The sequence below is a fragment of the Streptomyces sp. NBC_01275 genome, from assembly GCF_026340655.1.
Lineage (GTDB): Bacteria > Actinomycetota > Actinomycetes > Streptomycetales > Streptomycetaceae > Streptomyces.
In genome coordinates, this window is record NZ_JAPEOZ010000001.1 from 7,812,979 (window position 1) to 7,835,822 (window position 22,844).

The window sequence follows — 22,844 nt, forward strand, 5'->3', positions numbered from 1 at the left end:
CGTGAGGCGGGCCGGACACGGGCACGGGGGCGAAGGCCGGGCGAGGAGCAGTGCCGGGCGGCGGCTGATGGCCGCCCGACCGGCTCGCGTGAACGGCGCAGGCGCAGGTGGGCGTTCTGCCGTGGGGTGCCTTGGCCGACCGGCCGCCTGCTGGAAAGCGCGGCTAGTTGATCTTCGTGATCGCCCACCGCTGTGCGGACGCCGTCGAGGTCGACTCCTGGTCCAGCAGGGCTCCGTCGCCGGTCGATGCGTTGGTCACGGACAGAGCCAGTCCGCTGGCACGGTTGACCACCTGGTACTTACCGGCTCCGGTGTCGACCAGGGACCACTGCTGGGACGTTCCGCCTGAGGCCGGCTTCTGGACGACCGCGCTGCCGCTGCTGGTGCCCCCGGCCGAGTCGAGGAGGTCGCCCGAGGCCGCGTTCGTGATCGTGTAGTAGGAGCCGGTCTGGGTGAAGGTCCAGTACTGGTCCGGATGGTTAACGTTGCGGTACTGGTCGGCCTGTGTTCCGTCGCCGCTTCCGACCACCTCCGCGTACTTTCCGCTGTTGACGTTGGCCATCACGAACTGTCCGCTGGTGAAGTCGGGAGCCGCGGTCTGCACGAGGTTCCATCGCTGGTTCGCCGAGGACGTGAGCGGCGCCTGGGTGACCTGCTCGTTCGTCGAGGTCTGACCGTTCGCGTCGGTCGCCATGGTCAGCGCCAGGTCACTGCGCCGGTTGGTGATGGTGTATCCGCCCGCCGGCGCCGGTTCGACCGACCAGTCCTGCTCCGCACCGCCCGTCGACGTCCACTGGATCTCACCGGCGCCCGACGACAGCGATCCACCGGGGACGGCGAGGTACTTGCCGCTGAAGGTGTTCAGGATGCGGTAGTACCCGTTGCTCTGGAGAAGGAACTGCCAGTTGTGGTCCGGGGTTCCGTTGTCCGGCGCCTGGACGACCGAGGACCCGGAGTTGGCGTTGGGCACGCCCAGCACCTGGGAACTCAGGACGTTCTGGACCTTGTAGCCGGCGCCTGTCGAGATGCCGCCGCCGTAGTCGTCGATGCCGTAGGTCACCTTGTTCGTGCCGTTGGTGGTCAGCACGCCGCCTCGGGTGACCAGCAGGCTCTTGCCGTCGGCGAGGGGGAGCAGCCCGCGGCTGTAACCCGAAACCGTGTTGGAGAACATGCGCACCCAGGTCGCCCCGTTGTCGGTGCTCTTGTACAGCTGCTGGTCGCTGTACGCCTGTACGACGATCGTGCCGTTCGGGCCGCCCGTCGGAAGCCAGGTGACGTACGGATTGCCTCCGGGGCGAATGTTGTCCGTGGTCACGAGCTGCGTTCCGGTGACCGATCCGAAGGTCTCCGGATTGGACGCGATCTTGTAGTTCACGGGACAACTGCTGCTCGACGCGTTGCAGACCTCGTAGGTGAGCATGTAGTTGCCGTTGCCGAGGCGCGTGACGATCGCCATTCCCGGCCGGGCGCTGTAGTCCGCGTACGTGACATCGTCGACCTCGGACGACCAGTTGACGCCGTCGGTCGTCGTGAAGTGGGCGAGCTTCTGGCCGTGTGCGGGGTCCCGCTGGTCCGAGATGTAGGCGATGAGCTTGTTGTTCGCCACGAGGAAGAACGGTTCCCACACGGGGGTGTGCCCGTTGGAGGCGACCGCGTCTCCGCCGGTGGCGATGGAGCTGACGAAGCTCCAGGTCACTCCGTGATCGGTGCTGGCGTACATGTCGATCTTGGTTTTGGAGTTGTCGGTGGGGATGGAGTCACCCGCCGCGATGATCGTGCCCGCGGGGAACGAGCCGACCGCCTGCGGAAGCTCGTAGAGGACGGGTTCGAGCTGGATGTTGTTCCAGGAGTTGACCTGGTCGTGGATCGTGGAGATCTGTGTCCAGGTGCGCCCCGAGTCGGTGCTGCGGTACACCGGCATGCCGTTTCCGGAGTACTGCTCGAAGGACGCCAGCAGTGTGCCGTTGGAGTCGGTGCTGTGCTCGAGCCGGATGGCGTGGGCGTAGAGCGAGCCGTAGGAGGGGGCCCCGCTCGGCGGCTGCCACATGACGCCGCCGCTGTAGGTGACGGCGTGGGCGGACACGGCCGGTATCGCGAAGGGCGCCAGAGCGGCCACGGCGCCGATGGCGGCGGCCTTTGCCCACGATCTTCTGTTCTTGTGCATGGGTGGGTAACTCCCTCGGCGGTGAGAGAAGGACGGCGAGGACGGCGCGCGGGCGGGGAGCTCGCTGTGTGCTCCGGACGGAGAACGGCAGCTGATCGGCCGAGCCATTACCGGCGAGGATCCGGGACCGTCAACGCTTGGGATGGGGATGCGAGAGGTGGGGGGTCGGGATTGAAGCGCATCAATCCCTTCAGCGGTGCGAGGCTGGCACCCTCTGTGCCGCTCGTCAAGAGTCTGCGCAGTGATTCCGCAGGCGAGGCTCGGTGCGCACAGGGGTGTTTCCTCGGACGCCGGTCGGACGCCGGTCGGGCGGCGGCTGAGCTCGGGAGCGTCCGGCGACTCGCCCGTCACCCGGGAAGGTGTGCCGTGACCTCGGTGTCCGTGCCCGTACCCGTCGTGCCGAAGTGCGGGGTCAGGAAGGAGCATTGGAGCGCTTTAACAGAAGCATGTATCCTGCGCGTGTCCACCCCAGCCTGGTCACGTCAATGTCGTGTTCAGGTCGAACGAGACCGGAAGTCGAGGAGCGTCGTGGCAGCCGCAGGTCCACGAGCAAATGGACACGCCGGTCCGAGCATGCAGGACGTCGCGAAGGCGGCGGGCGTCTCGCTCGGCACGGTTTCCAACGTGCTGAACCATCCGGCCAAGGTCAGCCCGGTGACGGCGCAGCGCGTGCGCGAAGCCATCTCCCGGTTGGGTTTCGTGCGCAACGACGCGGCCCGGTCGCTGGCGTCCGGGTCGAACGACAGTGTCGGGCTGGTGCTGGCCGACATCGAGAACTCGCTGTTCATCGACATGGCGCACGGCGCCCAGGAGGCGGCCCGCGCGGCCGGCCTCAACCTGCTGCTCGCGAACACCACGTGCGACATGGGGCTCCAGGACGAGTACCTGGATCTCTTCGACGAGGCCCGGGTCACCGGAGTGCTGCTGGCCCCGATGGAGGACTCCACCGACGGCATCGCCCGGATGCGCTCGCACGGACGCCAGATCGTGCTGCTCAACTTCGCGCCCAAACCGGGCACGTGCTGCTCGGTGCTGGTCAACAACGAGCACGTGGGGTATCTCGCGGCACGCCACCTCATCGACACCGGACGCACCAGGCTGGCCTACGTCGTCGCACATGACGACTACCAGCCCGTGCGTGACCGGCGCAGGGGAGTGCGCGCGGCGGTCGAGGAGGCCGGCGCCCGCGTGACGCTGGAGGAGATCGACAGCGGCGGCCTGACCACGGCACACGGGCACCTGGTCGGCAAGGACCTCGCCCGGCGGAAACCCGGCGACCTGCCGGACGGCCTCGTCGTCGTCGCCGACGAACTGGCCAACGGCATCATCCACGAGCTGCACACGGTGGCGGGAATCGGCGTACCCGACCAGATCGCGGTCGTCGGATGCGAGAACAACCGCACGGCCGGTTCTGCGGCGGTGCCCCTGACCGCGGTGGACCTGCCCGGGCGGGCGATGGGGCAGGAAGCGATGCGGCTGCTGATGGACGAGGTGGCCTCGGGTGAGCAGCATCGTCATGCCACCGTCGTGCTGGAGCCGGAGCTGATCATCCGCACCAGCGCGCCGCGCTGAGCAGCGGAGTCTTCCGCCGGAGTTGTCCCGTACCCCGAGCTCTGCCCCCGAGTCCCGCACCGGTGCTCTGCCTCGAAGGGAGCTCGGCTTCCGCAGTTCTGCCCGAAGTCCCGCCCCAGCGCGCGCACCACACGAAGCCGGAGCCGGAGCCGGAGCCCGCACCCGCCTCCGCCCCAGGGCCAGGCCCGTGCCCTCAGCCAGGCACCTCGCCGCGCCCGATTCCTGTCGTCGTGCACACATTGCGGTTCGGAAATACCGACGAATCATCCTTGACACGGCCGTGTAGCGGGCCGTAGGTTCCGGGCAACATTGAAGCGCTTCAAAGCGCTGTGCACCGCGAGGAGCAACCCCGTGCACCACACCCTCAAGCCCCGAAACCTCGCCATCCTGGCGACAGCCACCACCGCCGGCCTGCTGCTGAGCGGCTGCGGCGGCGGCACGAGCGCGTCGAGCAGCGGCGCCAAGGCGTACACCCTCACCATCAACGACGACAACCACATCGTCCAGCAGGAGCTCAAGACCCTGAGCACCGGCGCGTGCAAGACGCAGGACGCCGCTCTGCCGCTGAAGATCCAGACGCTGCCGATCAGCAACGTCGACCAGAAGGTGCAGCTTCTCGCCGGGCAGGACGCGCTGCCCGTGCAGTTCGCGGCGGGAGGCACCCCGCAGCTCACCAAGACGCTGGACAAGGCCGGCCAGGTCCTCGACCTCGAGAAGACGCTCAAGGACCTCGGGGTGTGGGACGACGTCCAGCCGGCCGCGGTCAAGACGGTGCAGAACCTGTACGGCAAGTTCAACGTGATGCCCTACCAGTTCAACATCGAGGGCATCTGGTACAACAAGAAGCTTCTCGCCGCCCACCACATCGCCGCCCCGACGACGTACGACGAACTGGTCGCGGCCGCGGCGAAGCTGAAGGGCGCCGGCGTCACCCCCTTCTCCGCGGCCGGCAAGGAGGGGTGGCCCCTCACCCGTCTCATCAGCGGCTACCTCTACCGGGAGCTGGGCCCGGATGCCCTGCAGGCGGTCGCGGACGGCAAGGCGAAGCTGACCGACCCCGAGTACGTCAAGGCCGCGCAGGCCATCGCCGACCTCGGCAAGGCGGGCTACTTCGGCAAGGGCGTCGGATCGATCGACTACGACACCGGGGTGCAGCAGTTCCTGACCGGCAAGGCCGCCATGTTCTACATGGGCAGCTGGGAGCTCGGCGACTTCAACGACAAGACCAAGAACAAGATCGGTGCGGACAACGTCGGCTTCATGCCGTTCCCGACCGTGTCCGGCGGCAAGGGGTCCGCGGACCAGATTCCGGCCAACGTCGGTCTCCCGGTCGCCGTCTCCGCGAAGGCGTACAACGCCAAGGTCGGCGACTGGCTCTCCTGCACCGCGAAGAACTACGGCGCCGGCTCGCTGAAGGACCAGGGCACGATCTCCGGGTTCAAGCCCAAGGGCGACACGGGCACGCTGCCGCCGCTCACGCAGCAGGTGCAGGACACCATCTCGAAGACCACGACCAGCACCCTGTGGTTCGAGGCGCTGTTCAACACGAAGGCGACCGAGACCAGCCAGACGAACGCCGCGCCGCTGGTCAACGGGTCCCTCTCCGCGAAGGACTTCATGCAGAAGATCCAGACGGACCTGGACAACGGCTGACCCGTCCGCCGCCACCCGCGAACCGTTCCGAACCCTTCGTGAAAGACCTGAAAGAGCCGACATGCGTTCCGTTCTGGGAGACCGCCGCGCCCTCGCCATCCTGCTGGGTCCGGCACTGCTCGTGTACACACTGGTGATGCTGGTACCGATGGGCTGGTCCCTGGGCTACACCTTCTTCAAGGGGAACGTCATCGAGGGGTTCACCTTCGACGGGTTCGGAAACTTCGAGAAGCTGTGGCACGACCCGCAGGCGCACTCGGCCCTGTGGTTCACCTTCAAGTACGGGGTCGTCGTCAGCGTCGGGCAGGTGCTCTTCGGATACCTGCTCGCCCTGCTCTACGTGTTCGTGCTGCGCAAGTCGTCCGCGCTCATCCGCACGCTGGTGTTCTTCCCGGTGATCCTGCCGACCGTCGCCGTGGCCCTGATGTTCCAGAAGCTCTTCGCCGTCGCACCGCAGAACGGCCTGGCCAACACCGCCATCGAGGCGCTGGGCATCCACCACGGGGACTGGTTCGCCAGCGGCGGAGGGGCCTTCCTCGTCCTGGTCGTGATGGACGTATGGCGCTCCATGGGCTTCTACGGCGTGCTCATCTACGCGGGACTGCTCGACATCCCCGAGGAGACGATCGAGTCGGCGCGCATGGACGGCGCCACCGGATGGCGACTGATCCGGCACATCGTCCTGCCGCTGTCCTGGCCGGTGGTGCTGTCGTCCGTGGTGTTCAGCATCAACGGCACGCTCAAGGTGTTCGACTCGGTCCTGGCCCTGACCAACGGCGGCCCGGGCAGTGACACCACACCCCTGACCCTGTACATGTTCCGCACCGCGTTCTCCTACGGCGACTACGGCTACGGCAGCACCATCGCGTCACTGCTCACCGTTGTCTGCCTGGGCGTCTCCCTGATCATCTTCCGCTTCTCGCGCCGCGACCCGACCAAGGGCTGAACTCCGATGACCGACTCCCTGACGGCACCGCCGCGGGAACTCCTCACCCGCCCGCCCACGGCGCCCCGGCAAAAGGGCCGGCACACCCGGCCCCTGGTGCGCAACACACTCGTCGCCCTGCTGCTGGTGATCGAGGTGGCACCGCTGCTGTGGCTGCTGCTGAGCTCCTTCAAGACCCAGTCCGAGTTCGTCAACGACCCCGCCTGGTCGCTGCCGAAGAGCTGGGGCCTGCACAACTACACCGAGGCGTGGACGACCGGGCACGTCGCCCTGTACATCCGCAACAGCCTGCTGGCCACCGTGCCCTCGCTCGCCCTCATCATCCTGCTCGGCGTCGCCGCGGGCTTCGCCCTGGAGGTGATGGTCTGGCGCGGACGCCACAAGGTCCTGCTCGTGTTTCTCGTCGGCATCATGGTGCCGAGCCAGATGATCCTGCTGCCGTTGTTCCGGGTGTACTTCCAGACCGGCCTGTCCGGGACTCTGTGGCCCCTCATCCTCACCTACACCGCGGCCGGCCTCCCGCTGACCGTCTTCATGATGGCCACCTACTTCCGGTCGATCCCGCGCGAGGTCTTCGAAGCCGCCACCCTCGACGGGGCGAGCATCCTCAAAGCCTTCTGGCGGATCGCCTTCCCCATGGTCCGCAACGCCGTCTTCACGGTGGGGCTGGTGCAGTTCTTCTTCATCTGGAACGACCTGCTCATCTCGCTCACCTTCACCACCAACGACGACCTGCGCACCATCCAGGTGGGTCTGCTCAACTTCACCGGACAGTACGGCGAGACGGCCTACGGACCACTGTTCGCCGCGATCAGCATCAACGTGGTCGGCGCCCTGGTGCTGTACCTGCTCATCAACCAGCGCATCATCAAGGGCCTGACCGCCGGGGCGGTGAAGGGATGAACCACGAGCTGAAACCGGCGGTCGCCACACCGACCGCGGAACACCACCGGGAACCGCTCGGCATCGGTGAGCCCGCCCCCCGCGTCTCCTGGAAGACGACCGCACCGGCCGGCTGGACGCAGCAGGCGTACCAGATCGAGGTCACCCGCACGGATGGAACGCACCGCGCGGACTGGGTGATCTCCAAAGACTCCGTACTCGTCGACTGGCCCTGCGACAGGCCACTGGCATCACGGGAACGCGCCGCGATACGCGTGCGGGTCCGCGGGACCGACGGCCCGGCCAGTGACTGGAGCCCGGCCCTGCACCTGGAAACAGGACTGCTGGAGCCGGCGGACTGGACGGCGCACGCGATCTCACCGCAGTGGCAGTCACTGGAGTCGCCCGACGGTGACCGGCGCCCGCCGCTGCTGCGCAAGGACTTCCACGCCGGTGCGGAGGTGGAGCAGGCGCGGCTGTACGTCACCGCCCACGGCTTGTACGAGATCGAGATCAACGGCCGACGGGTCGGCGACCACACCCTCGCGCCCGGCTGGACCAGCTACGACCACCGGCTGCGCTACCAGACCCACGACGTCACGGAACACCTGCGCGCCGGTGACAACACCATCGGCGCGTGGCTGGCCGACGGCTGGTACCGCGGACGGCTGGGCTTCCACGGCGGCCACTCCAACCTCTACGGCGACCGGCTCGCCCTCCTCGCCCAACTCGAGATCGTCCACCGCGACGGAACCCGCACCATCATCGGCACGGACACCTCCTGGCGAGCCGCTCAGGGGCCGATCGTCTCCTCCGGCCTGCTCGACGGCGAGACCCATGACGCCCGGGACGAACAGCCCGGCTGGTCCAGCCCTGGTTTCGACGACGGCGACTGGTCACCGGTGGGCGTTGTCACCAGGGATCCGGCAACGCTGGTCGCCCCCACCGGCCCACCGGTGCGCTGCACCCAGGAGGTCGCCGCGGCCCGGGTGACCACCCTCGACGGCGACCGCCTCCTGGTGGACTTCGGACAGAACCTCGTCGGCCGGGTCCGTATCACCGTGACCGGGTCGGCCGGGCACACGGTCGTCGTCCGCCACGCCGAGGTGCTCCAGGACGGAGAGCTGTGCGTCCGCCCCCTGCGCGACGCCACCTCCACCGACCGGTACATCCTCCGGGGCGGGGACCGGGAGACATGGGAACCGCGCTTCACGATCCACGGCTTCCGCTACGCCGAGATCACCGGCTGGCGCGGCGGGGACCCCCACCGCGACATCGTCGCCCGCGTCCACCACACCGACATGGCCCGCACGGGCTGGTTCGAATGCTCTGACGAGCAGGTGAACCGGCTGCACGAGAACGTGGTGTGGAGCCTGCGCGGCAACTTCGTCGACGTTCCCACCGACTGTCCGCAGCGAGACGAGCGGCTCGGCTGGACCGGGGACATCCAGGTCTTCGCGCCCACCGCCGCCTTCCTGTACGACTGCCACGGCATGCTCGCGTCCTGGCTGCGCGACGTCGCCGTCGAGCAGCACGACGACGGCACCGTGCCCTGGTTCGTACCCACCATCCCCGGCGGCCCGCAGTGGACGCCGGCCCGACCCGGCGCCGGCTGGGGCGACGTCGTGACGCTGACCCCGTGGGCCCTGTACCAGGACTCCGGCGACACCGGGCTGCTGGCCGCCCAGTACGACAGCGCACGCCGCTGGGTCGATCTCATCACCGAGCTCGCGGGCCCGTCGGGCCTGTGGAACCGCGGCTACCAACTCGGCGACTGGCTCGACCCCTCGGCGCCCCCGGACGACCCAGGCGCCGGCCGCACCGACCGCCACCTCATCGCCACCGCCTATTACGCCTGGTCCACCGCGCATCTGGCACGGATGGCCGAAGTCCTCGGTCACGACGACGACCGGCAGCACTACGAGCAGCTCGCGCAGCGCATACGCCAGGCTTTCATCAATGCCCACGTGCTTGCCTCCGGCCTGATGACCAGCGACACCCAGACCGCGTATGCCATCGCCCTCCAGTTCGACCTCCTGCCCGGTCAGGCAGCGCGGGACGTCGCCGGACGGCGTCTGGCCGAACTGGTCGCCGCAGGCGGGCACACCATCCAGACGGGATTCATCGGCACACCGCTCGTCACACCCGCACTGAGCTCCACGGACCACACCGACACCGCCTACAAACTGCTTCTCCAACAGGAGTGCCCATCCTGGCTGTACGCGCTCAAGCACGATGCCACCACCATCTGGGAACGCTGGGACAGCATGCTCCCCGACGGGACCGTCAACCCGGGCGAGATGACCTCCTTCAACCACTACGCCCTGGGCGCGATCGCCCAGTGGCTGCACACCACGGTCGCCGGCCTCACCGCTGCCTCACCCGGCTACCGTGACATCGTTTTCCGCCCACGCCCGGGCGGAGGCATCACTTCGGCCGCTGCCGCCCACGAGTCGCCGTACGGGCGCGTGGCCATACGGTGGGAGCTGCACGCCTCGGGCATCAAGGTGCACACGACAGTGCCCACCGGCGCGAAAGCACAGATCGACTGGCCCGACGGAGGCGTGACCACCCTGGCGCCCGGCACCACCACCACGACCTGGCGGCCACGGCGCACCACCCACCGGTCCACCTCCGCCTCCACGTCCGCCGCCATACCGGCAGACCTCGCCTGAGTGCCGGCGGTCGCTGCCGTCGGCTTGGCGCGGAAAGCGGTCACCCGTGCCGGCCACCACATCGGCCCCCCGTCCCACGGCGCCTGATCAGCCACTTCTCGATCACGCCGAGGACGGGGGACACGGGGGGCAGGCCGTCCGAGGTCAGGCCGCAGCGCCCCCGCACCGCGCCGTATCCCTGAAGTCTCGGTCTGACGAGTGGCGAACCAGCGAAAGAAACTCGGGCTGTCCGACGGAGCCCTCGCCCAGATCACCACGACGCGCGGCACCGGTCAACGGCCCTGTCGGGCGAGGAGTGAGCGATGGCTGCCGGTCAGCTGTTGGTGAGGGCGGCGTCGTACTGCTCGTCGGTGACGGGCTCCAGCCAGGCGGTGCCGTCGCCGTTGTCGTCGCCGACCACGAGGGCGATGTGCGCCATGAGGGTAGTGTCGGTCGCGCCGTGCCAGTGCTCCTCGCCTGCCGGGCACTTGACGGTCTCACCGGCGCTGATGCGTACGACACTGCCGTCGCGGGTGCCGACCAGGCCGACACCGTCGGTGACGTACAGCACCTGGCCGTTGACGTGGGAGTGCCAGTTGGTGCGGGCGCCGGGGGTGAAGCGCACCAGGCCGGCCGCAAGGCGGGCGGGCTCGGTGGGGGCCTCGATCATGTTGAGGTAGACGTCGCCGGTGAAGCGCTCGGCGGGGGCCTTCATGGTGGGCGTGGACGTGATGTGTTCCATGGCTCTACTCCTTGATCGTCACTGTGGTGGGAGTGGTGCGAGGGAAATGCGAGGGAGGGCTGATCAGGCGGCGTTGTGCTCGTCGGCGATCTTCTTGAGCTGGTTGATCGCGGTCATGGCGTTGGGCCAGCCCGCGTAAAAGGCGAGGTGGGTGATGGCCTCGGACAGCTCCTCGACGCTCAGGCCGTTGTCCAGGGCGACGCCAAGGTGGTAGCCGAGCTGCTCGGAGCGGTAGAGGGCGGCCAGCACGCTCACGGTGACCAGGCTGCGGTCGCGCGGGGAGAGCTCGGGGCGCTCCCAGACGTCGGCGAAGAGGACCTCGTCGGTGACCTCCACGAGCTTGGGCGCGATGGCGGCGAGTTCCTGGGGTGCGGACTGCTTCGGCATGCGGTGACTCCTTGATCAAAACGGTGCGGGGCGGTCAGGACCACTGTGTGGCGGGCCGGTCCTCCGGCAGCCGCCACAGCCCGGTTTCCGGGGTCTCAGCTGCTGCCGATATCGAGGAAACCGCGGATCGCAGGGGTGGGGGAGGGCCTGGGCTTACAGGTACTGACAGGGCCCCCCACTCGTGCTCCGTCCGGCTTAGCCTGGAACGCGTGAGTACCGAGAGCGACATCCGCGCATTCCTGGCCTCCCGCCGCGCCAAGATCACCCCGCAGCAGGCCGGGCTGCCCGCCTACGGTGGAAACCGGCGGGTGCCGGGGCTGCGCCGCGAGGAAGTCGCCCTGCTCGCCGGCGTCAGCATCGACTACTACGTTCGCCTGGAACGCGGCCACATCGCCGGAGCCTCCGAGGAAGTCCTCGACGCCGTCGCAAACGCCCTCCAGCTCGACGACGCCGAACGTGCCCACCTCTACGACCTGGCCCGCGCCGCCGCCAAACGCCCGGCCCGCCGCAGGCCCGCCCGTGGTCCTCTCCCGGACAGCGTCCTGCGCGTCCTGGAGTCCATGACCGACTCACCGGCCTTCATCCGCAACGGCCGCCTGGACATCCTCGCCGTCAACCCCCTCGGTCGGGCCCTGTACGCACCCCTGTACGCCGACGATGCCCCGCGCCCGGTCAACATCGCCCGCTTCCAGTTCCTCGACCCGCGGGGCCGGGATTTCTTCCCCGACTGGGAGGAGTCCCTGAACACCACCGTCTCCCTGCTGCGCACCGAGGCCGGACGCGCCCCGCACGACAGTGACCTCACCGGACTCGTCGGCGAGCTTGTCACCCGCAGCGAGGAGTTCCGCACCGCCTGGGCCAAGCACAACGTGCGCCTGCACCACACCGGCCGCAAGTCCTTCCACCACCCCGCCGTCGGCGCCCTCACCCTGGACTTCGACGCGATGGAACTGCCCGCGCAGCCCGGCTTGACCCTCACCGCCTACTCCGCCGCGCCCGGTACCTCCGAGGGCGACGCCCTGCAACTCCTCGCCAGCTGGGCGGCCACCGAGAAGACGTCGCCCACCAGCAGCCCCGGCACCGCCGATCAACAGCATCGGTGAACACCGCGTGGTGATCACGGAACGCACCCCGCCCCGCTGACCGAGCACGGCCTGGTGCTTGAGATGCGCGCCGGGCCGCTGCCCGGCATCTACGACCCCACCGGCCCCGGAAGGCTGCTGTTGCTTCGGCTTCTTCGCAGCGATGGCGGAGACGGAGCGGGTGAACATCGGGGAGCCGCTGGAGGGCCTGGAGACCGCGGCCCTCAAGGACAGTGAATCCTTTCCAACCTCACGTGCCAGCGGGGCAGTTGGGCTGACAGAGAGATGAACGCCAGGTGTTTGCGATCCGCCCGTGCCCTCGGGGAGTGCACGGGCGGATCGCTCACCGATGGTTCACACCAACGGCTACCGGTGCGCGGCTACGGCGTGACGGTCAACACCGTGTGCCCGAAGGTGGTCGACCCGTCGCCGTACTCGACGGCGCCGACGTACCGCTGGCCGCGTTTCGCGTCAGGCCACGACACCGTGACCTCCGGACGGTCACCCGCCGAGACCTTCTGCTCGGTCGGGGTGACCGTGGCTGTCACGGCCGGGGTGCCCTGGCCGACCTTCCAACTCCACAGGGTGTACTGCTGGCTGGTGGTGCCGGCCGGCAGTTCGTACTGGAGGACGTAGACGTCGTAGTCGCCGGGCGGCAGGTCGACGTGCTCGTCGGAGCCGGGGCCGGGCCAGTCGCCGATGTGGTTGCCGTTTGTGTCGAAGGCGTACAGGTCGAGGTTGCTGCCGGGGACGTGGTCCGCGGAGGTGATGGCGAACCGGGTGAACGGGGTGCCTGCGGGGACGTGGACGTGGTGTTTCACGACGGCGTCGTTGGTGTGCTGACTCTGTGTGAAGTCGGCCTGGTCGGTGCCCGTGAGGGTGCCGGTGGTCTTCTCGCCGGTGTAGAGGGACGCCTTCGCGGTCAGCTCGCCGTTCCAGTCGACTGCGGGCCTCAGCGTCGCGGAGTCACCACCGGTGACCACGGCCTCTTTCGGGGCGGACAACGGTACGGAGCGCAGGGCGACCGGGCTGGTGACCTCGTGGTGGCTGTGCGCGTCGCTCCACGTCAGGGAGCCGAAGGACCAGGCGTTGTGGGCCGCACTCGTACGCTCGAAGGTCACCTTGTACGACGCCGACGCGCCCGGCGTGACCGTCAGCCGCTTCGGGGTGACCTCGGCGCGGAAGCCCGGCGGGGTCTGGAGCTTCGCCTTGTACGTGGCGGTGCGCGCCGAGACGTTGGTGACCGTGCGCGTCACTGTCTGACCGGCCAGCAGGTCACCGACTGCGATCGACGGGTAGTTGAGGTCGCTGGGGTCGGTCTTCGTGGCCGTGGCGCAGGCATCGGTGCCGTCCTCGGTGGTCGGCTTCTGGCCGATCGCGCAGAGGTAGGCGGTCCAGTCGGCGGAGGTGGAGTCGTAGACCAGGCCGGGGTCGGCCGCCCGGGTGACTCGGGGCAGGCCCGCGCCGTAGTCGAGGGGCGAGGCGGAGTCGGCCAGTTCGCGGCCGATGGGGTCGCCGTTCTCGTCGGTGGGCGTGGCCGTCGTCATCAGCGCCGACTTGATCTCCATCGGTGACCAGCCCGGGTGCAGTTGCCGCAGCAGGGCGGCGAGGCCGGCGATGTGCGGGGACGCCATCGAGGTGCCGTCGGAGAAGCTGAACCGGCCGGGGTAATAGCTGGTGCTGCCGGGCACCACGCCCGCCGGGATGGTCTGACCGAAGGAGGCGATGTCGGGCTTGAGCAGGTCGCCGTCGCTGAAGTGGTCCGGGCCGCTGGAGGAGAAGGAGAGGATCTCCCGGGTGGCCCGGTGGCTGCTCTGGGTGGGCGTGAACCGGGCGGTCGCGCCGGCATGGGAGGCGTATGCGTGGACTGCCGTCGCGTCCTCCAGGTCGAGTTGGATCAGGGGCACCGAGAAGACGTACGGGGGCAGGAACTCGTCGTAGGCCGGGGTGTCGGTGAGTACGAGACCCTTGCCGCCGACCGCCAGGACCTCGTCCGACTTGTCGTCCTCCCAGATGCCGGCACCGCCTCGGTCGCAGACGATGATCTTGCCCTTCGCCCGTGCCGGATCGAGCGTGCCCGGCGCGCACAGCGCGGCCCGGCCCGCGTCCGAGCCGTCCTTGCGTACGGCGACTGCCTCGACCAGCGGGGCAGAGCCGGCACCCGGGTTCAGGCCGACGCGGGTGTAGCGGCGGCCGTCGCCGAGGACCAGGGAGGTGGTGTACTGGGTGTCGTGCGACGACGCGGCGACCGTCGTGACCCACGGGCCGGTGTGGTGCACGGAGTCCGGGCCGCCGTTGTTGGCGGCAGCGGCGATGAACACGCCCGCCTTGGCCGCGTTGAACATGGCCTCCATGTCGGGCTGCTCGGTGAGTGTGCCGGTGATGGAGAAGTTGATGACGTCGACGCCGTCCGCCACGGCCCTGTCGATCGCGGCGGTGAGGTCCGCGGTCGGGCAGCCGAAGCCCGGCCAGCACGCCTTGTAGAAGGCGAGGCGGGCAGCCGGGGCGACACCGCTGAGCCGGCCCTCGGCGTTGCTGCCGGGTACCGACGCGGCGACGCCGTGGTTGCCGGCGGCCGTGCTGCCGGTGTGGGTGCCGTGGCTGCTGGTGTCCAACGGTGAGGGGGTGTCTTCGCGGTCCGCAGGGACTCCCGCGCCGAACCACTGTGCGCCGATCACCTTGTTGTTGCAGGTCACCTTGTGCGTGGGGTCGTCGCCCGGGTCACAGTCGCCGTGCCACTTCTTGGCGATGGCCTCGGCGTCGGGGCGCGGATTCGGCAGTGCGGCGAACATCGGGTTCGAGGGGTCGAATCCGGTGTCCACGATCCCGACGATCACGCCTTCTCCGGCGTGCTCGGGGCCGCCCGCCTTCGCCCACAGACCCTTGGCGCCGGAGAGGCCGAGGAGTCGGGGGGTGTCGGGGAACTGGGCGTGGTGGGCCGTACGGGGTGCCTGGGAGCCGGGGGTGTGCGGTGTTCGGGCTTCTGCGGGTGCGGTGAGGGCTGATCGCGCAGTGCCCCGCGCCTCTGAAAGACCTTGGCCCTGGGGGCCGCTCACCCTGTCGGGAGGGGTCGGCTGCTGGGCCGCAGGAGCCGGGACCTTGCCGCCGGCCCCGTCCCGGCCATCGGTCACGGTCCGGGTGTAGGTTTCCGCCCGGCCGTCCGTCCTCGGCCCATCGTCCGGACCTGTCGACGCCGGCTGAGCGACCGTGTTGCGGGTCACCGAGACGACACCAGGAGTGGAGGCCAGCTTGGCGGCCTGCCGGCCGGTCAGTTCGGCGGCGAATCCGCTGAACGTGTAGGAGTAGTCGTAGAGCGTCTTGACACCGGGCACGGCGTCGAGGACCCGCTCCCGACGGTCGTCCAGGTGTGCCACGTACTTCTCGACCGTGGCGGAGTCGGCGTCGAGCCGCTTCCCTGCCGTGGGCGCAGTCCGCTGCAGCCGGGGCAGCCCGCCCTCGTACGCGGCGACGGGTGGGTCGGCGAGCTTGACGATGTAGGTGTCGTCGCCGTACCTGCTGTCGCTCCCAGTGGAGTTGGGGTCGGAAGCGGCGGAGGTGGGAGCGATGACCGCCATGAGGGTCAGGGCTCCGGCGAGGAGGGGCGCGAGAGTGGTGATGGCCGCTCTCGGGCGTATGGGTGTGCGTGTCACTTGTGATCCATATCGATCGGGTGCCGCGGATGCGTCGGGCGCCAGGTGTCCGGCCGCCATCCGCCTCTGCGGCTGTGGGGGTGTGCGGGGGCTACGGCGTGACTGTCGAAACCGTGCACCCGAGGGGGGCTCGAACCGTCGCCGTGTTCGACGAGGCCGAGGTACCGCGTGGCCTGCAAAGCAGGCCAGGTCACTTGGAGTTGGGGCCCTCGTCCGCGGCCACCGCCGGGAGTGGCAGTGGTGGGGGTGTCGGGTTCGCCCTGGCCGAGCTTCCGGCTCCAGAGCATGTACTGCGAGGTCTCCCCGGCCGGCACGGCACACGCGGTGAGCGCGAGCAACATGGCCAGGTGGTGGCGCACTGCACGATCTCTGAACTGACAGATCGCCATGAACCGGGGGTCACGCGGCAACACCGAAGCCTGGACCCCGAATGCGCTCGTCGAAGCCTGGAGGCAGCGAGGTAACTCCGTCGGTCCTGGAGCACATCACAGCCTTCATCAGCTCCGGAGCGGTTCAACGGGCGAGCGCGTCGAGCATCGCCTCGCTTGCGTGGAATGACCGTCCGAGACCTCCGTGGCCTGGATGAGCGCGCCGTCGGGTTCGTAGAAGAGGAAGATCGAAGTCCGGGCATCGGGGTCCAGATGCGGTCGGTCTGAACCTCAATACCAGCGGCCTTGACACGCTGAAACAGATCATCGATGTCAGGCGCTGTGAGCCCCGGCTCCTTGATGCCGGTCACCCCGTGGCGCAGGTACTTCGCGCCGGAGTCATCGGAGACGTTCACGATCCGGGTTGCCGCCTTCTTCGCGCCAAGAATGCCGTCGAGCGTCGAGGAGTCGAACCAGTGAAGAGGGCAGCGATCGCGCTGGATCGCTCACCATGATGCAGATGTGATGGAAGGGCACGATTTCCTCTGTGGGGTGAGGGAGGGGGAGCCGCAGGCGCTGGCCAGGTGGCAGTGATCCAGACCGGTCGGCGGCCAACTACCGGCGCTGTTCTGTAACTTCAGCCGCAACGGTAAAACCTGACGCTAATGTCAGGTGCAAGTCTTTCGGGGTGAGACCCCGCGAGGAAACGGGCAGAGGCGGCGGTCGGCTCGGCGAGTGACCGCCCACCACTCAGGTGAGAAGGTCTGTCCCAACCGCCGATCTGTGACGTTCTGCAACTGGCGGAGAGTCAGGGCCATCTTCTCTGCGGACTCGGTCATCACCCCCCCGGTTGACACACAGTTGCACCGGATGCCCTGCTTGCCCCAGCGGGAGGCGACGTGGCGGGTGAGCGCGTTGATCCCGGCCTTGCCGGACTGGTACGCGGCGCGCTGGTGGTCGCCCACGTGTGCGGACGCGGAGGAGGTATTGACGATCGTTCCGCCGCCCTGTGCGAGCGGTAGGTGAACGGCCGCGCGGGGGTGAGCGCGAAGCTGATCAGGTTCACCTCAAGGGTGCGCCGCCATACGGCTGGATCCATGTCCAGCAGGTCGCCGTCGCGGCCCAGCACGTCCGCCGAGGCGTTGGCGGCGACGTTGTAGAGCTCGTCGGCTCTGCCGGGCCGGTCGACGGCGTTTGTGTCGAACAGGGCGCGTACCGACCGCTCGTCGGCGAGGTCGAACTCGGCGGCGAGGGCGCTTCCGCCGACGTCGCCGATGCGCTTGGCGGTGGCCTGCGCCGCGTCCGCGTTGATGTCGCGATGTCCGGAGCGGCCTGAGGTCACGGAGAGGTCCGTCTCTGAATCGGCCTGCCGCACACCACTTGTGGGTGGCGTGCGGCAGGCCCTATCGGGCGGTACCGGGGGCCGATATCAAGCGGGATCGGGAAGGCCGGCGCGGACGGGGTGGCAGTGGTCGGGGTGACTGGGGTCCGTGGCCACAGCGATGATCTCGTCGAGGCGGGCGCGCACTTCCGTCAGGTCGTTGATCTGACGGTCGATGCGGGCCCGTTCGGTGATGAGGCTGTCGGTGAACCCGACGGGCGAATCTCCCTCGTTCATGCACCGCGGCAGAACCTCGCGAACGAGCCTGCTCGACAGGCCGGCGGCGTACAACTGCTGGATCATCCTGACCCGCTCGACCGAGCCGTCCTGGTACTCCCGCTGCCCCCCGGCGGTACGCGTGGGGCCGAGCAGCCGCTGCTCCTCGTAGTAACGCAGCGCGCGAACGCTCACTCCCGCCTGTTCGGCGACCTCTCCGATTCGCATGGCTGCTCCTTGCTGTTTCGTGTCCCGCCAGAGTTACATCTGACGTCAGCTTTGAGGTTTCAGCCTAATGATGTCGGCGCCCTGAGCCGGGAGGCAGGGTCAGTGGCGGGGCAGAAGCGTGCGCAGGCGTGCGGTGTGCTCGTCGATGGCCTGGGGGCCGTTGCTGGTGAGCAGGCGGACGTCTGCCTCCCAGATGACCTTGATGGCGGTCGGGTTGGTGGTCGTCTGTACCTGGTAGCCGGCGTCCCTGAGGGCTTCGTCGATGAAGTAGCCCATCCGCACCTTCTTGCCGGGGATCTTGAGGTAGCCGTTGCTGAGGACGAAGAGTTCGGCGGATTTGGCGACCGTGGTCACCCGCACGCCGTTGAAGGCGTGCTGGGGGTTGGTGACGACGCTGCCGTCGGGGCTCACCCGGTACTTGGCCGAGGCCATGGCGACGGGGGCGTGGCAGATCAGCGAGATCAGCACCTGGTTCTCCCGCGCGGTGTGCAGGAGTTCACCGATCCAGGGGTTGTCGACGAAGTCGACCATGGGGGCGTGGCCGCCAGGCATGTGCACGAAGTCGAACGCGCCCAGGTCGAAGGCGTCCTCGGGGTCTCGGTGTCTGTGCACGAGCTGCTCGACGGAGGGGAAGGTGTGCTCCGGCAGGTCCTGCATCGACTTGATCAGGTCGTCACGCAGCACCACGACCTCCTTGTCGCTGCCCGGCAGCGCCTCGGAGACGGGCAGACGGCCCAGGTGGCGGCGGGCGAGGGCGAGTTCGCTGTCCCGGCGGGCGACGAGTTCCGGCCGCTTGGCGCGGAAGGTGTCGACGTCGAACCGGAAGATCTGTGCGGCGGTGGCCGAGACCGTCGCGGAGCTGAACTTGGCAGCGGCGTGCATCGACAGGGCCAGGCCGTTGATCTCCAGCTGCGGGACGAACCCGCCGGGGGTGGCGAAGGTGAAGTCGTACTCGTCGCCGAATTCCTTGAGGATCTGTGCCAGCTCGACCAGGTAGAACCCGGTCGAGACGCCGGGGTGGCCTGCCGGTTCGGTGAGCGGCAGGAGAGCGGCTGACGGGATGACGATCAGTGCCTTGGGCCTGGACGAGGTGGGGGCGTTCATGGCGGGTTTTCTTCCGTTCTGAGCAGGGGGAATGAGGGGCGCTCCTCGGTTGCGTATCGCGGCGCCCGTGGTGAGTGATCCTGAATCTCAGGCGGTGGCTGCGGCCGGTGCGTAGACCGTGGCTGGATCGAGGGCCAGGTTCGCCTTGGCCTGCGCGGACCGCGCGTCGGCGATCACCTCGGACTGCTTCGCCTCGACCCCGTCGAGCGCGGCCCTGACGACGTCGGCCGGATCGTTCTTCTCGAACGGCTGTCCCTTGGCCATGTCAGTGTCGGTCGGCCCCAGATACAGGCCGGTGACCAGGGTGTTCTGTGCGGAGAGTTCGAGGCGGACACTGTTGGTCAGGCTCCAGGCGGCGGCCTTGGCCGCACTGTAGGCGCCCCAGTACTCGGACGGGGTCCAGGACGCGACCGACAGGACGTTGACGATCGCCCCGCCGCCACCCGCCCTCAGGATCGGGGCGAAGGATCGGATCATGCGCAACGGGCCGTAGTAGGCGGTGTCCATCTCCAGTTCGATCTGCTCCAGGTCGCCGTTGACCAGGCCGTTGATGGTGATGATCCCGGCGTTGTTGACCAGCAGCGTCACGTCCGAGGCGACTTCCGCCACGGCGGCGACGGAGGCCGGGTCGGTGATGTCGAGCCGGAGCACCTCCGCTCCCGGCAGATCGACGGTCTCAGGGTTGCGCGCGGTGGCGTACACCTTGGACGCTCCCCGCTCCAGCAGCTGGGTGGCGAAGTGGCGGCCGAGGCCGCGGCTCGCACCGGTGACGAGAGCGACGGAGTTGGCGATGTCCATGGGGGGAAGTCCTTCACGTAGGAATGCGGCGTCGGAGCACCATGGATGGGGCCGACAACAGCTACGCTAAAACCTCACGCTAACGTCAGGTGCAAGTCTTTTCGGGGTGAGACCTCCGCGAGGAGGCGGACAGCGCCCCACGGCGGTCCGCGCGCGGGCGGGCGGGCGGGGCGACTGGTGGCACCGTTGGCCGGAGTCGGGGGCCGGGCGACTTCAGCGCCGGCCGGTGATTCCCAGGTGGCGGCGTTCGACGATGCCGGAGAGCAGCACGCTCGCGTCCGGTACGGCCGGACCGCTGCTCCGACAGGCGGGCCCGACACCTGGGACGTGCGGAAGCAACAACTGCGGCAGCGCTTCACGGGCGGCGGCCCGGCCGGGACGGACCTGCACCCGCCAAAGGGTCCTGGCGGAGCCGCTGCCCAATAGGCGCAGGTCGTGGTGGCCGAGCGGAGCGCTAAAGGTTCTGCGCGTCGATCCGGCGGCACTTGTCGGCTCCGACCGAACCGCCACCTGATCCCCTCTTGCATGTTCTATGCCATACCCCATAAGTTACCGACAGGTAGCTCGCTCGAGCGGGCTACCTCGCCGTCGGAAGGGTGGTCGCGATGAGCCCGCGCAGGAGTGACAGCCGTGACCGGATGATCCTCAGTGCTGCCGCTCTGCTGCGTGAGTACGGCGCGAGCGCGACCAGCGTCGACCGGGTACTCGCGCACAGTGGAGCCCCTCGGGGGTCGGTGTACCACCACTTCCCCGGCGGGCGGACGCAGCTCATCGACGAGGCGGTCGCGCTGGCGGGGGACTTCATCGCGGGACTCATCGACGCCGCGATGCAGGCGGGCGACCCGGTGGAGGCCGTCGACGCGTTCTTCGCGCTGTGGCGCGACCGGCTCGTGGAGAGCGGCTTCCGGGCCGGCTGCCCGATCGTCGCGGTGGCCGTCGAGACCAACGACGACGCACCCCAGCTCGCCCGCTCCGCAGCCGCTGTCTTCGCCCGCTGGCAGCAGGCGCTCGCGGCCCTGTTCGTCCGGCACGGCCTGACCGAGGAACGCAGCCGTCGGCTGGGCGCCTTCGTCATCGCCGCGGTCGAAGGCGCGGTGATCATGTGCCGGGCCGAGCGGAGCACTGCCCCGATCGAGGCAGCCGCCGCAGAGATCCACGACCTGATCCTCTACGCCCTGCGCGACCGCTCCGCTGCCGAACCCAGGACCCGGTCGTAGCCCGCAGCAGCCCAGCCGCATCACCCACGTAGCTCGAAGGAGTCCCCATGCCCTCGCTCGACCGCCACGACAACGTCTTCGTCCTCGACCTCGGAGACGGTGAGAACCGCTTCCACCCCGACTGGCTCACCGCCGTCAGCACCGCGCTCGACGAGGTGGAGAAGGCGGAAGGCCCCCGCGCCCTGGTCACCGCCGCCACCGGCAAGTTCTATTCCAACGGGCTCGACCTGGACTGGCTGTTCGCCCATGCCGACGAGTACCACGACTACGTCGTCTCGGTCCATGAGCTGTTCGCGCGGATGCTGTCGCTGCCGGTCATCACGGTGGCCGCGCTGCAGGGACATACCTTCGCCGCCGGCGCGATGTTCTCCCTCGCCCACGACTTCCGCGTGATGCGCGCCGACCGCGGCTACTGGTGCCTGCCCGAAGCGGACATCAACATCCCCTTCACCCTCGGCATGGCAGCCCTCATCCAGTCGCGCCTGACGCCGCAGACCGCTCACGAGGCCATGGTCACCGCCCGCCGCTACGGCGGCTCCGACGCCGCCGCCACCGGCATCGTCGACCAAGCTGTTCCCGAGGACGCCGTGCGCTCCACTGCCGTCCAGATCGCTCAGGCACAGGTGGCCAAGGCCAGCGAAACGCTCGGCACCATCAAGGCCCGCATGTACGCCCCGGCCCTGGCCACCCTGCGCGACACCACCGACCCGCTCGGCTGACCAGCACTTCACCGACCGCACATCCGGCACACCCTGGGCTCACCCCGGGGCGCGGGCTGCTGCCGCCCGCTGTGCATCCTGCTGACCGCGGTCCGCGTACGGCCGAGTTCCGTTGAGATCGCTGTCTTCCAGGACCTGCGTCAGCTGCGTGCGCCGGTCCAGCACGGCGTGGGCGGTCGCGGTGAGGCGGGACGCGGCCGGGCGCGCGCCCGGGAGCCAGGCCAGCACCAACTGGGTGGGCGGGTATCCGTGGACGGGCACGGCAGTTACGGATCCGCCGAGGCGGTCGCGGACACTGTCTCCGACGACGACCACGAGTCGTCCGAGTGCGACGCGGTCGACCATGCTGTCCAGTGCCTCGTTGGGCAGTTCCGCCTCGTATCCGGGCAGCGCCTCCACCTCGGTCAGTGTCAGGAACGGGCGCTCCGCCAGGGCGTGGCCCGCCGGGAGCAGGACTACCGGCTGCTCCGGGCCGAGCTCCATCAGTTCGAGACCGGGGGTGGCCGCCGTCTGGCACATGAGGGCGACGTCCGCGGTGCCGTCCCGAAGGGCGCCGATCTCGTCGTAGGTGAACACCACCTCGGCGAGCACGCCGTCCGGGCTCTGTGCGCCGGCGGCAAGCAGGGCGGGCAGGATGCCGGGCCCGGCGGCGGGCCGTACCGCGATGGTGACCCGCTGCCGCTCGGCGGCTTTACGCGCCTTGCGTACGGCAGTGTCCAGCGCGGCCAGGATCGTTCGGCACTCGGCCAGGAAGACCTCGCCCGCGTCCGTCAGTGTCACCTTCCGTGTGGTGCGTTCCAGCAGAGGGACGCCCACCCGCCTCTCCAGGTGGGCGACGGCCCGGGACAGAGGCGGCTGGGTGATGCCGAGGCGCTCTGCGGCCTGGCCGAAGTGCAGCGTCTCGGCCACGGCCACGAAGTAGACGAGTTCCCGGGTCTCCAGCTGATTCATGCTTCCACGGTATTACCCGTTGCCCAGACAGTCATTGCTCCGCCGTAGAGGCCCTGGTCAGCTTGGTTGTGCGCCCCCGGCCCCTCGGCCGGATGAGGTGCTTACGCCGTGCCGACCCGCACGCCGCACG

18 protein-coding genes and 1 pseudogene are annotated in these 22,844 nt (G+C 69.0%); 8 read left to right on the forward strand and 11 right to left on the reverse strand.

Annotated features, from left to right (window positions below; genetic code table 11):
- Positions 1 to 163: 163 nt before the first annotated feature.
- Positions 164 to 2,164, reverse strand: a complete 2,001-nt coding sequence (locus OG562_RS34260) for an RICIN domain-containing protein (protein ID WP_266404965.1) — start codon at positions 2,162 to 2,164, stop codon at positions 164 to 166.
- A gap of 573 nt (positions 2,165 to 2,737) precedes the next feature.
- On the opposite strand from OG562_RS34260, the gene OG562_RS34265 reads away from it, so the two are divergent.
- From OG562_RS34265 to OG562_RS34285, 5 genes are all read left to right on the forward strand, one after another.
- The gene (locus OG562_RS34265) at positions 2,738 to 3,736 is read left to right on the forward strand and encodes a LacI family DNA-binding transcriptional regulator (protein WP_266404967.1); all 999 of its coding nucleotides are present in this window, start codon (positions 2,738 to 2,740) and stop codon (positions 3,734 to 3,736) included.
- Positions 3,737 to 4,087: 351 nt separating this feature from the next.
- The gene (locus tag OG562_RS34270; RefSeq protein ID WP_266404969.1) at positions 4,088 to 5,389 is read left to right on the forward strand and encodes an ABC transporter substrate-binding protein; all 1,302 of its coding nucleotides are present in this window, start codon (positions 4,088 to 4,090) and stop codon (positions 5,387 to 5,389) included.
- 61 nt (positions 5,390 to 5,450) lie between these two features.
- Complete coding sequence (locus OG562_RS34275; RefSeq protein ID WP_266404972.1) at positions 5,451 to 6,335, forward strand: carbohydrate ABC transporter permease; 885 nt, start codon at positions 5,451 to 5,453, stop codon at positions 6,333 to 6,335.
- A gap of 6 nt (positions 6,336 to 6,341) precedes the next feature.
- Positions 6,342 to 7,238 (forward strand): carbohydrate ABC transporter permease, encoded by an 897-nt coding sequence (locus tag OG562_RS34280; protein WP_266404974.1) that lies wholly within the window; start codon positions 6,342 to 6,344, stop codon positions 7,236 to 7,238.
- On the forward strand, positions 7,235 to 9,892 hold the full coding sequence (locus OG562_RS34285; protein WP_266404976.1) for an alpha-L-rhamnosidase: 2,658 nt from the start codon (positions 7,235 to 7,237) through the stop codon (positions 9,890 to 9,892). The genes OG562_RS34280 and OG562_RS34285 overlap by 4 nt, the downstream gene beginning before the upstream one ends.
- Positions 9,893 to 10,205: 313 nt before the next feature.
- Here the strand turns inward: OG562_RS34285 and OG562_RS34290 are convergent, their stop codons facing one another.
- Together OG562_RS34290 and OG562_RS34295 are read right to left on the reverse strand one after the other, a co-directional pair.
- Positions 10,206 to 10,613 (reverse strand): cupin domain-containing protein, encoded by a 408-nt coding sequence (locus OG562_RS34290; protein WP_266404978.1) that lies wholly within the window; start codon positions 10,611 to 10,613, stop codon positions 10,206 to 10,208.
- A gap of 63 nt (positions 10,614 to 10,676) precedes the next feature.
- On the reverse strand, positions 10,677 to 11,000 hold the full coding sequence (locus OG562_RS34295; RefSeq protein WP_266404980.1) for a carboxymuconolactone decarboxylase family protein: 324 nt from the start codon (positions 10,998 to 11,000) through the stop codon (positions 10,677 to 10,679).
- Between the two features lie 209 nt (positions 11,001 to 11,209).
- Here OG562_RS34295 and OG562_RS34300 point away from each other — a divergent pair, with 209 nt between their 5' ends.
- Positions 11,210 to 12,103 carry a helix-turn-helix transcriptional regulator gene (locus OG562_RS34300; protein WP_266404982.1) on the forward strand — a complete coding sequence of 298 codons (894 nt, stop codon included), beginning with the start codon at positions 11,210 to 11,212 and terminating at the stop codon, positions 12,101 to 12,103.
- Between the two features lie 359 nt (positions 12,104 to 12,462).
- Here OG562_RS34300 and OG562_RS34305 read toward each other — a convergent pair whose 3' ends face one another.
- The 7 genes and pseudogenes from OG562_RS34305 to OG562_RS34330 form a co-directional block, all read right to left on the reverse strand.
- Positions 12,463 to 15,732 carry a S8 family serine peptidase gene (locus OG562_RS34305; RefSeq protein WP_266404985.1) on the reverse strand — a complete coding sequence of 1,090 codons (3,270 nt, stop codon included), beginning with the start codon at positions 15,730 to 15,732 and terminating at the stop codon, positions 12,463 to 12,465.
- 1,036 nt (positions 15,733 to 16,768) lie between these two features.
- Positions 16,769 to 17,065 (reverse strand): SDR family oxidoreductase, encoded by a 297-nt coding sequence (locus OG562_RS46265; protein ID WP_353962839.1) that lies wholly within the window; start codon positions 17,063 to 17,065, stop codon positions 16,769 to 16,771.
- Between the two features lie 89 nt (positions 17,066 to 17,154).
- Positions 17,155 to 17,475, reverse strand: a pseudogene (locus OG562_RS46270) (SDR family NAD(P)-dependent oxidoreductase); the annotation flags it as partial.
- Positions 17,476 to 17,529: 54 nt separating this feature from the next.
- Entirely contained in the window at positions 17,530 to 17,925 is a 396-nt protein-coding gene (locus tag OG562_RS34315) for a MerR family transcriptional regulator (RefSeq protein ID WP_266404989.1), read from the reverse strand.
- A 99-nt stretch (positions 17,926 to 18,024) separates the two neighbouring features.
- On the reverse strand, positions 18,025 to 19,029 hold the full coding sequence (locus OG562_RS34320; RefSeq protein ID WP_266404992.1) for a hypothetical protein: 1,005 nt from the start codon (positions 19,027 to 19,029) through the stop codon (positions 18,025 to 18,027).
- 87 nt (positions 19,030 to 19,116) lie between these two features.
- Positions 19,117 to 19,827: an SDR family oxidoreductase gene (locus OG562_RS34325; RefSeq protein ID WP_266404995.1), complete on the reverse strand. Its 711-nt coding sequence runs from the start codon at positions 19,825 to 19,827 to the stop codon at positions 19,117 to 19,119.
- Between the two features lie 213 nt (positions 19,828 to 20,040).
- The gene (locus tag OG562_RS34330; RefSeq protein ID WP_266404997.1) at positions 20,041 to 20,217 is read right to left on the reverse strand and encodes a hypothetical protein; all 177 of its coding nucleotides are present in this window, start codon (positions 20,215 to 20,217) and stop codon (positions 20,041 to 20,043) included.
- 215 nt (positions 20,218 to 20,432) lie between these two features.
- Here OG562_RS34330 and OG562_RS34335 point away from each other — a divergent pair, with 215 nt between their 5' ends.
- Together OG562_RS34335 and OG562_RS34340 are read left to right on the forward strand one after the other, a co-directional pair.
- Positions 20,433 to 21,044, forward strand: coding sequence for a TetR/AcrR family transcriptional regulator (locus tag OG562_RS34335; RefSeq protein ID WP_266405000.1), 612 nt, complete (start codon positions 20,433 to 20,435; stop codon positions 21,042 to 21,044).
- Positions 21,045 to 21,091: 47 nt separating this feature from the next.
- Positions 21,092 to 21,763 carry an enoyl-CoA hydratase-related protein gene (locus OG562_RS34340; RefSeq protein ID WP_266405002.1) on the forward strand — a complete coding sequence of 224 codons (672 nt, stop codon included), beginning with the start codon at positions 21,092 to 21,094 and terminating at the stop codon, positions 21,761 to 21,763.
- A 39-nt stretch (positions 21,764 to 21,802) separates the two neighbouring features.
- Here OG562_RS34340 and OG562_RS34345 read toward each other — a convergent pair whose 3' ends face one another.
- Positions 21,803 to 22,714, reverse strand: a complete 912-nt coding sequence (locus OG562_RS34345; protein ID WP_266405005.1) for a LysR family transcriptional regulator — start codon at positions 22,712 to 22,714, stop codon at positions 21,803 to 21,805.
- Positions 22,715 to 22,844 lie beyond the last annotated feature (130 nt).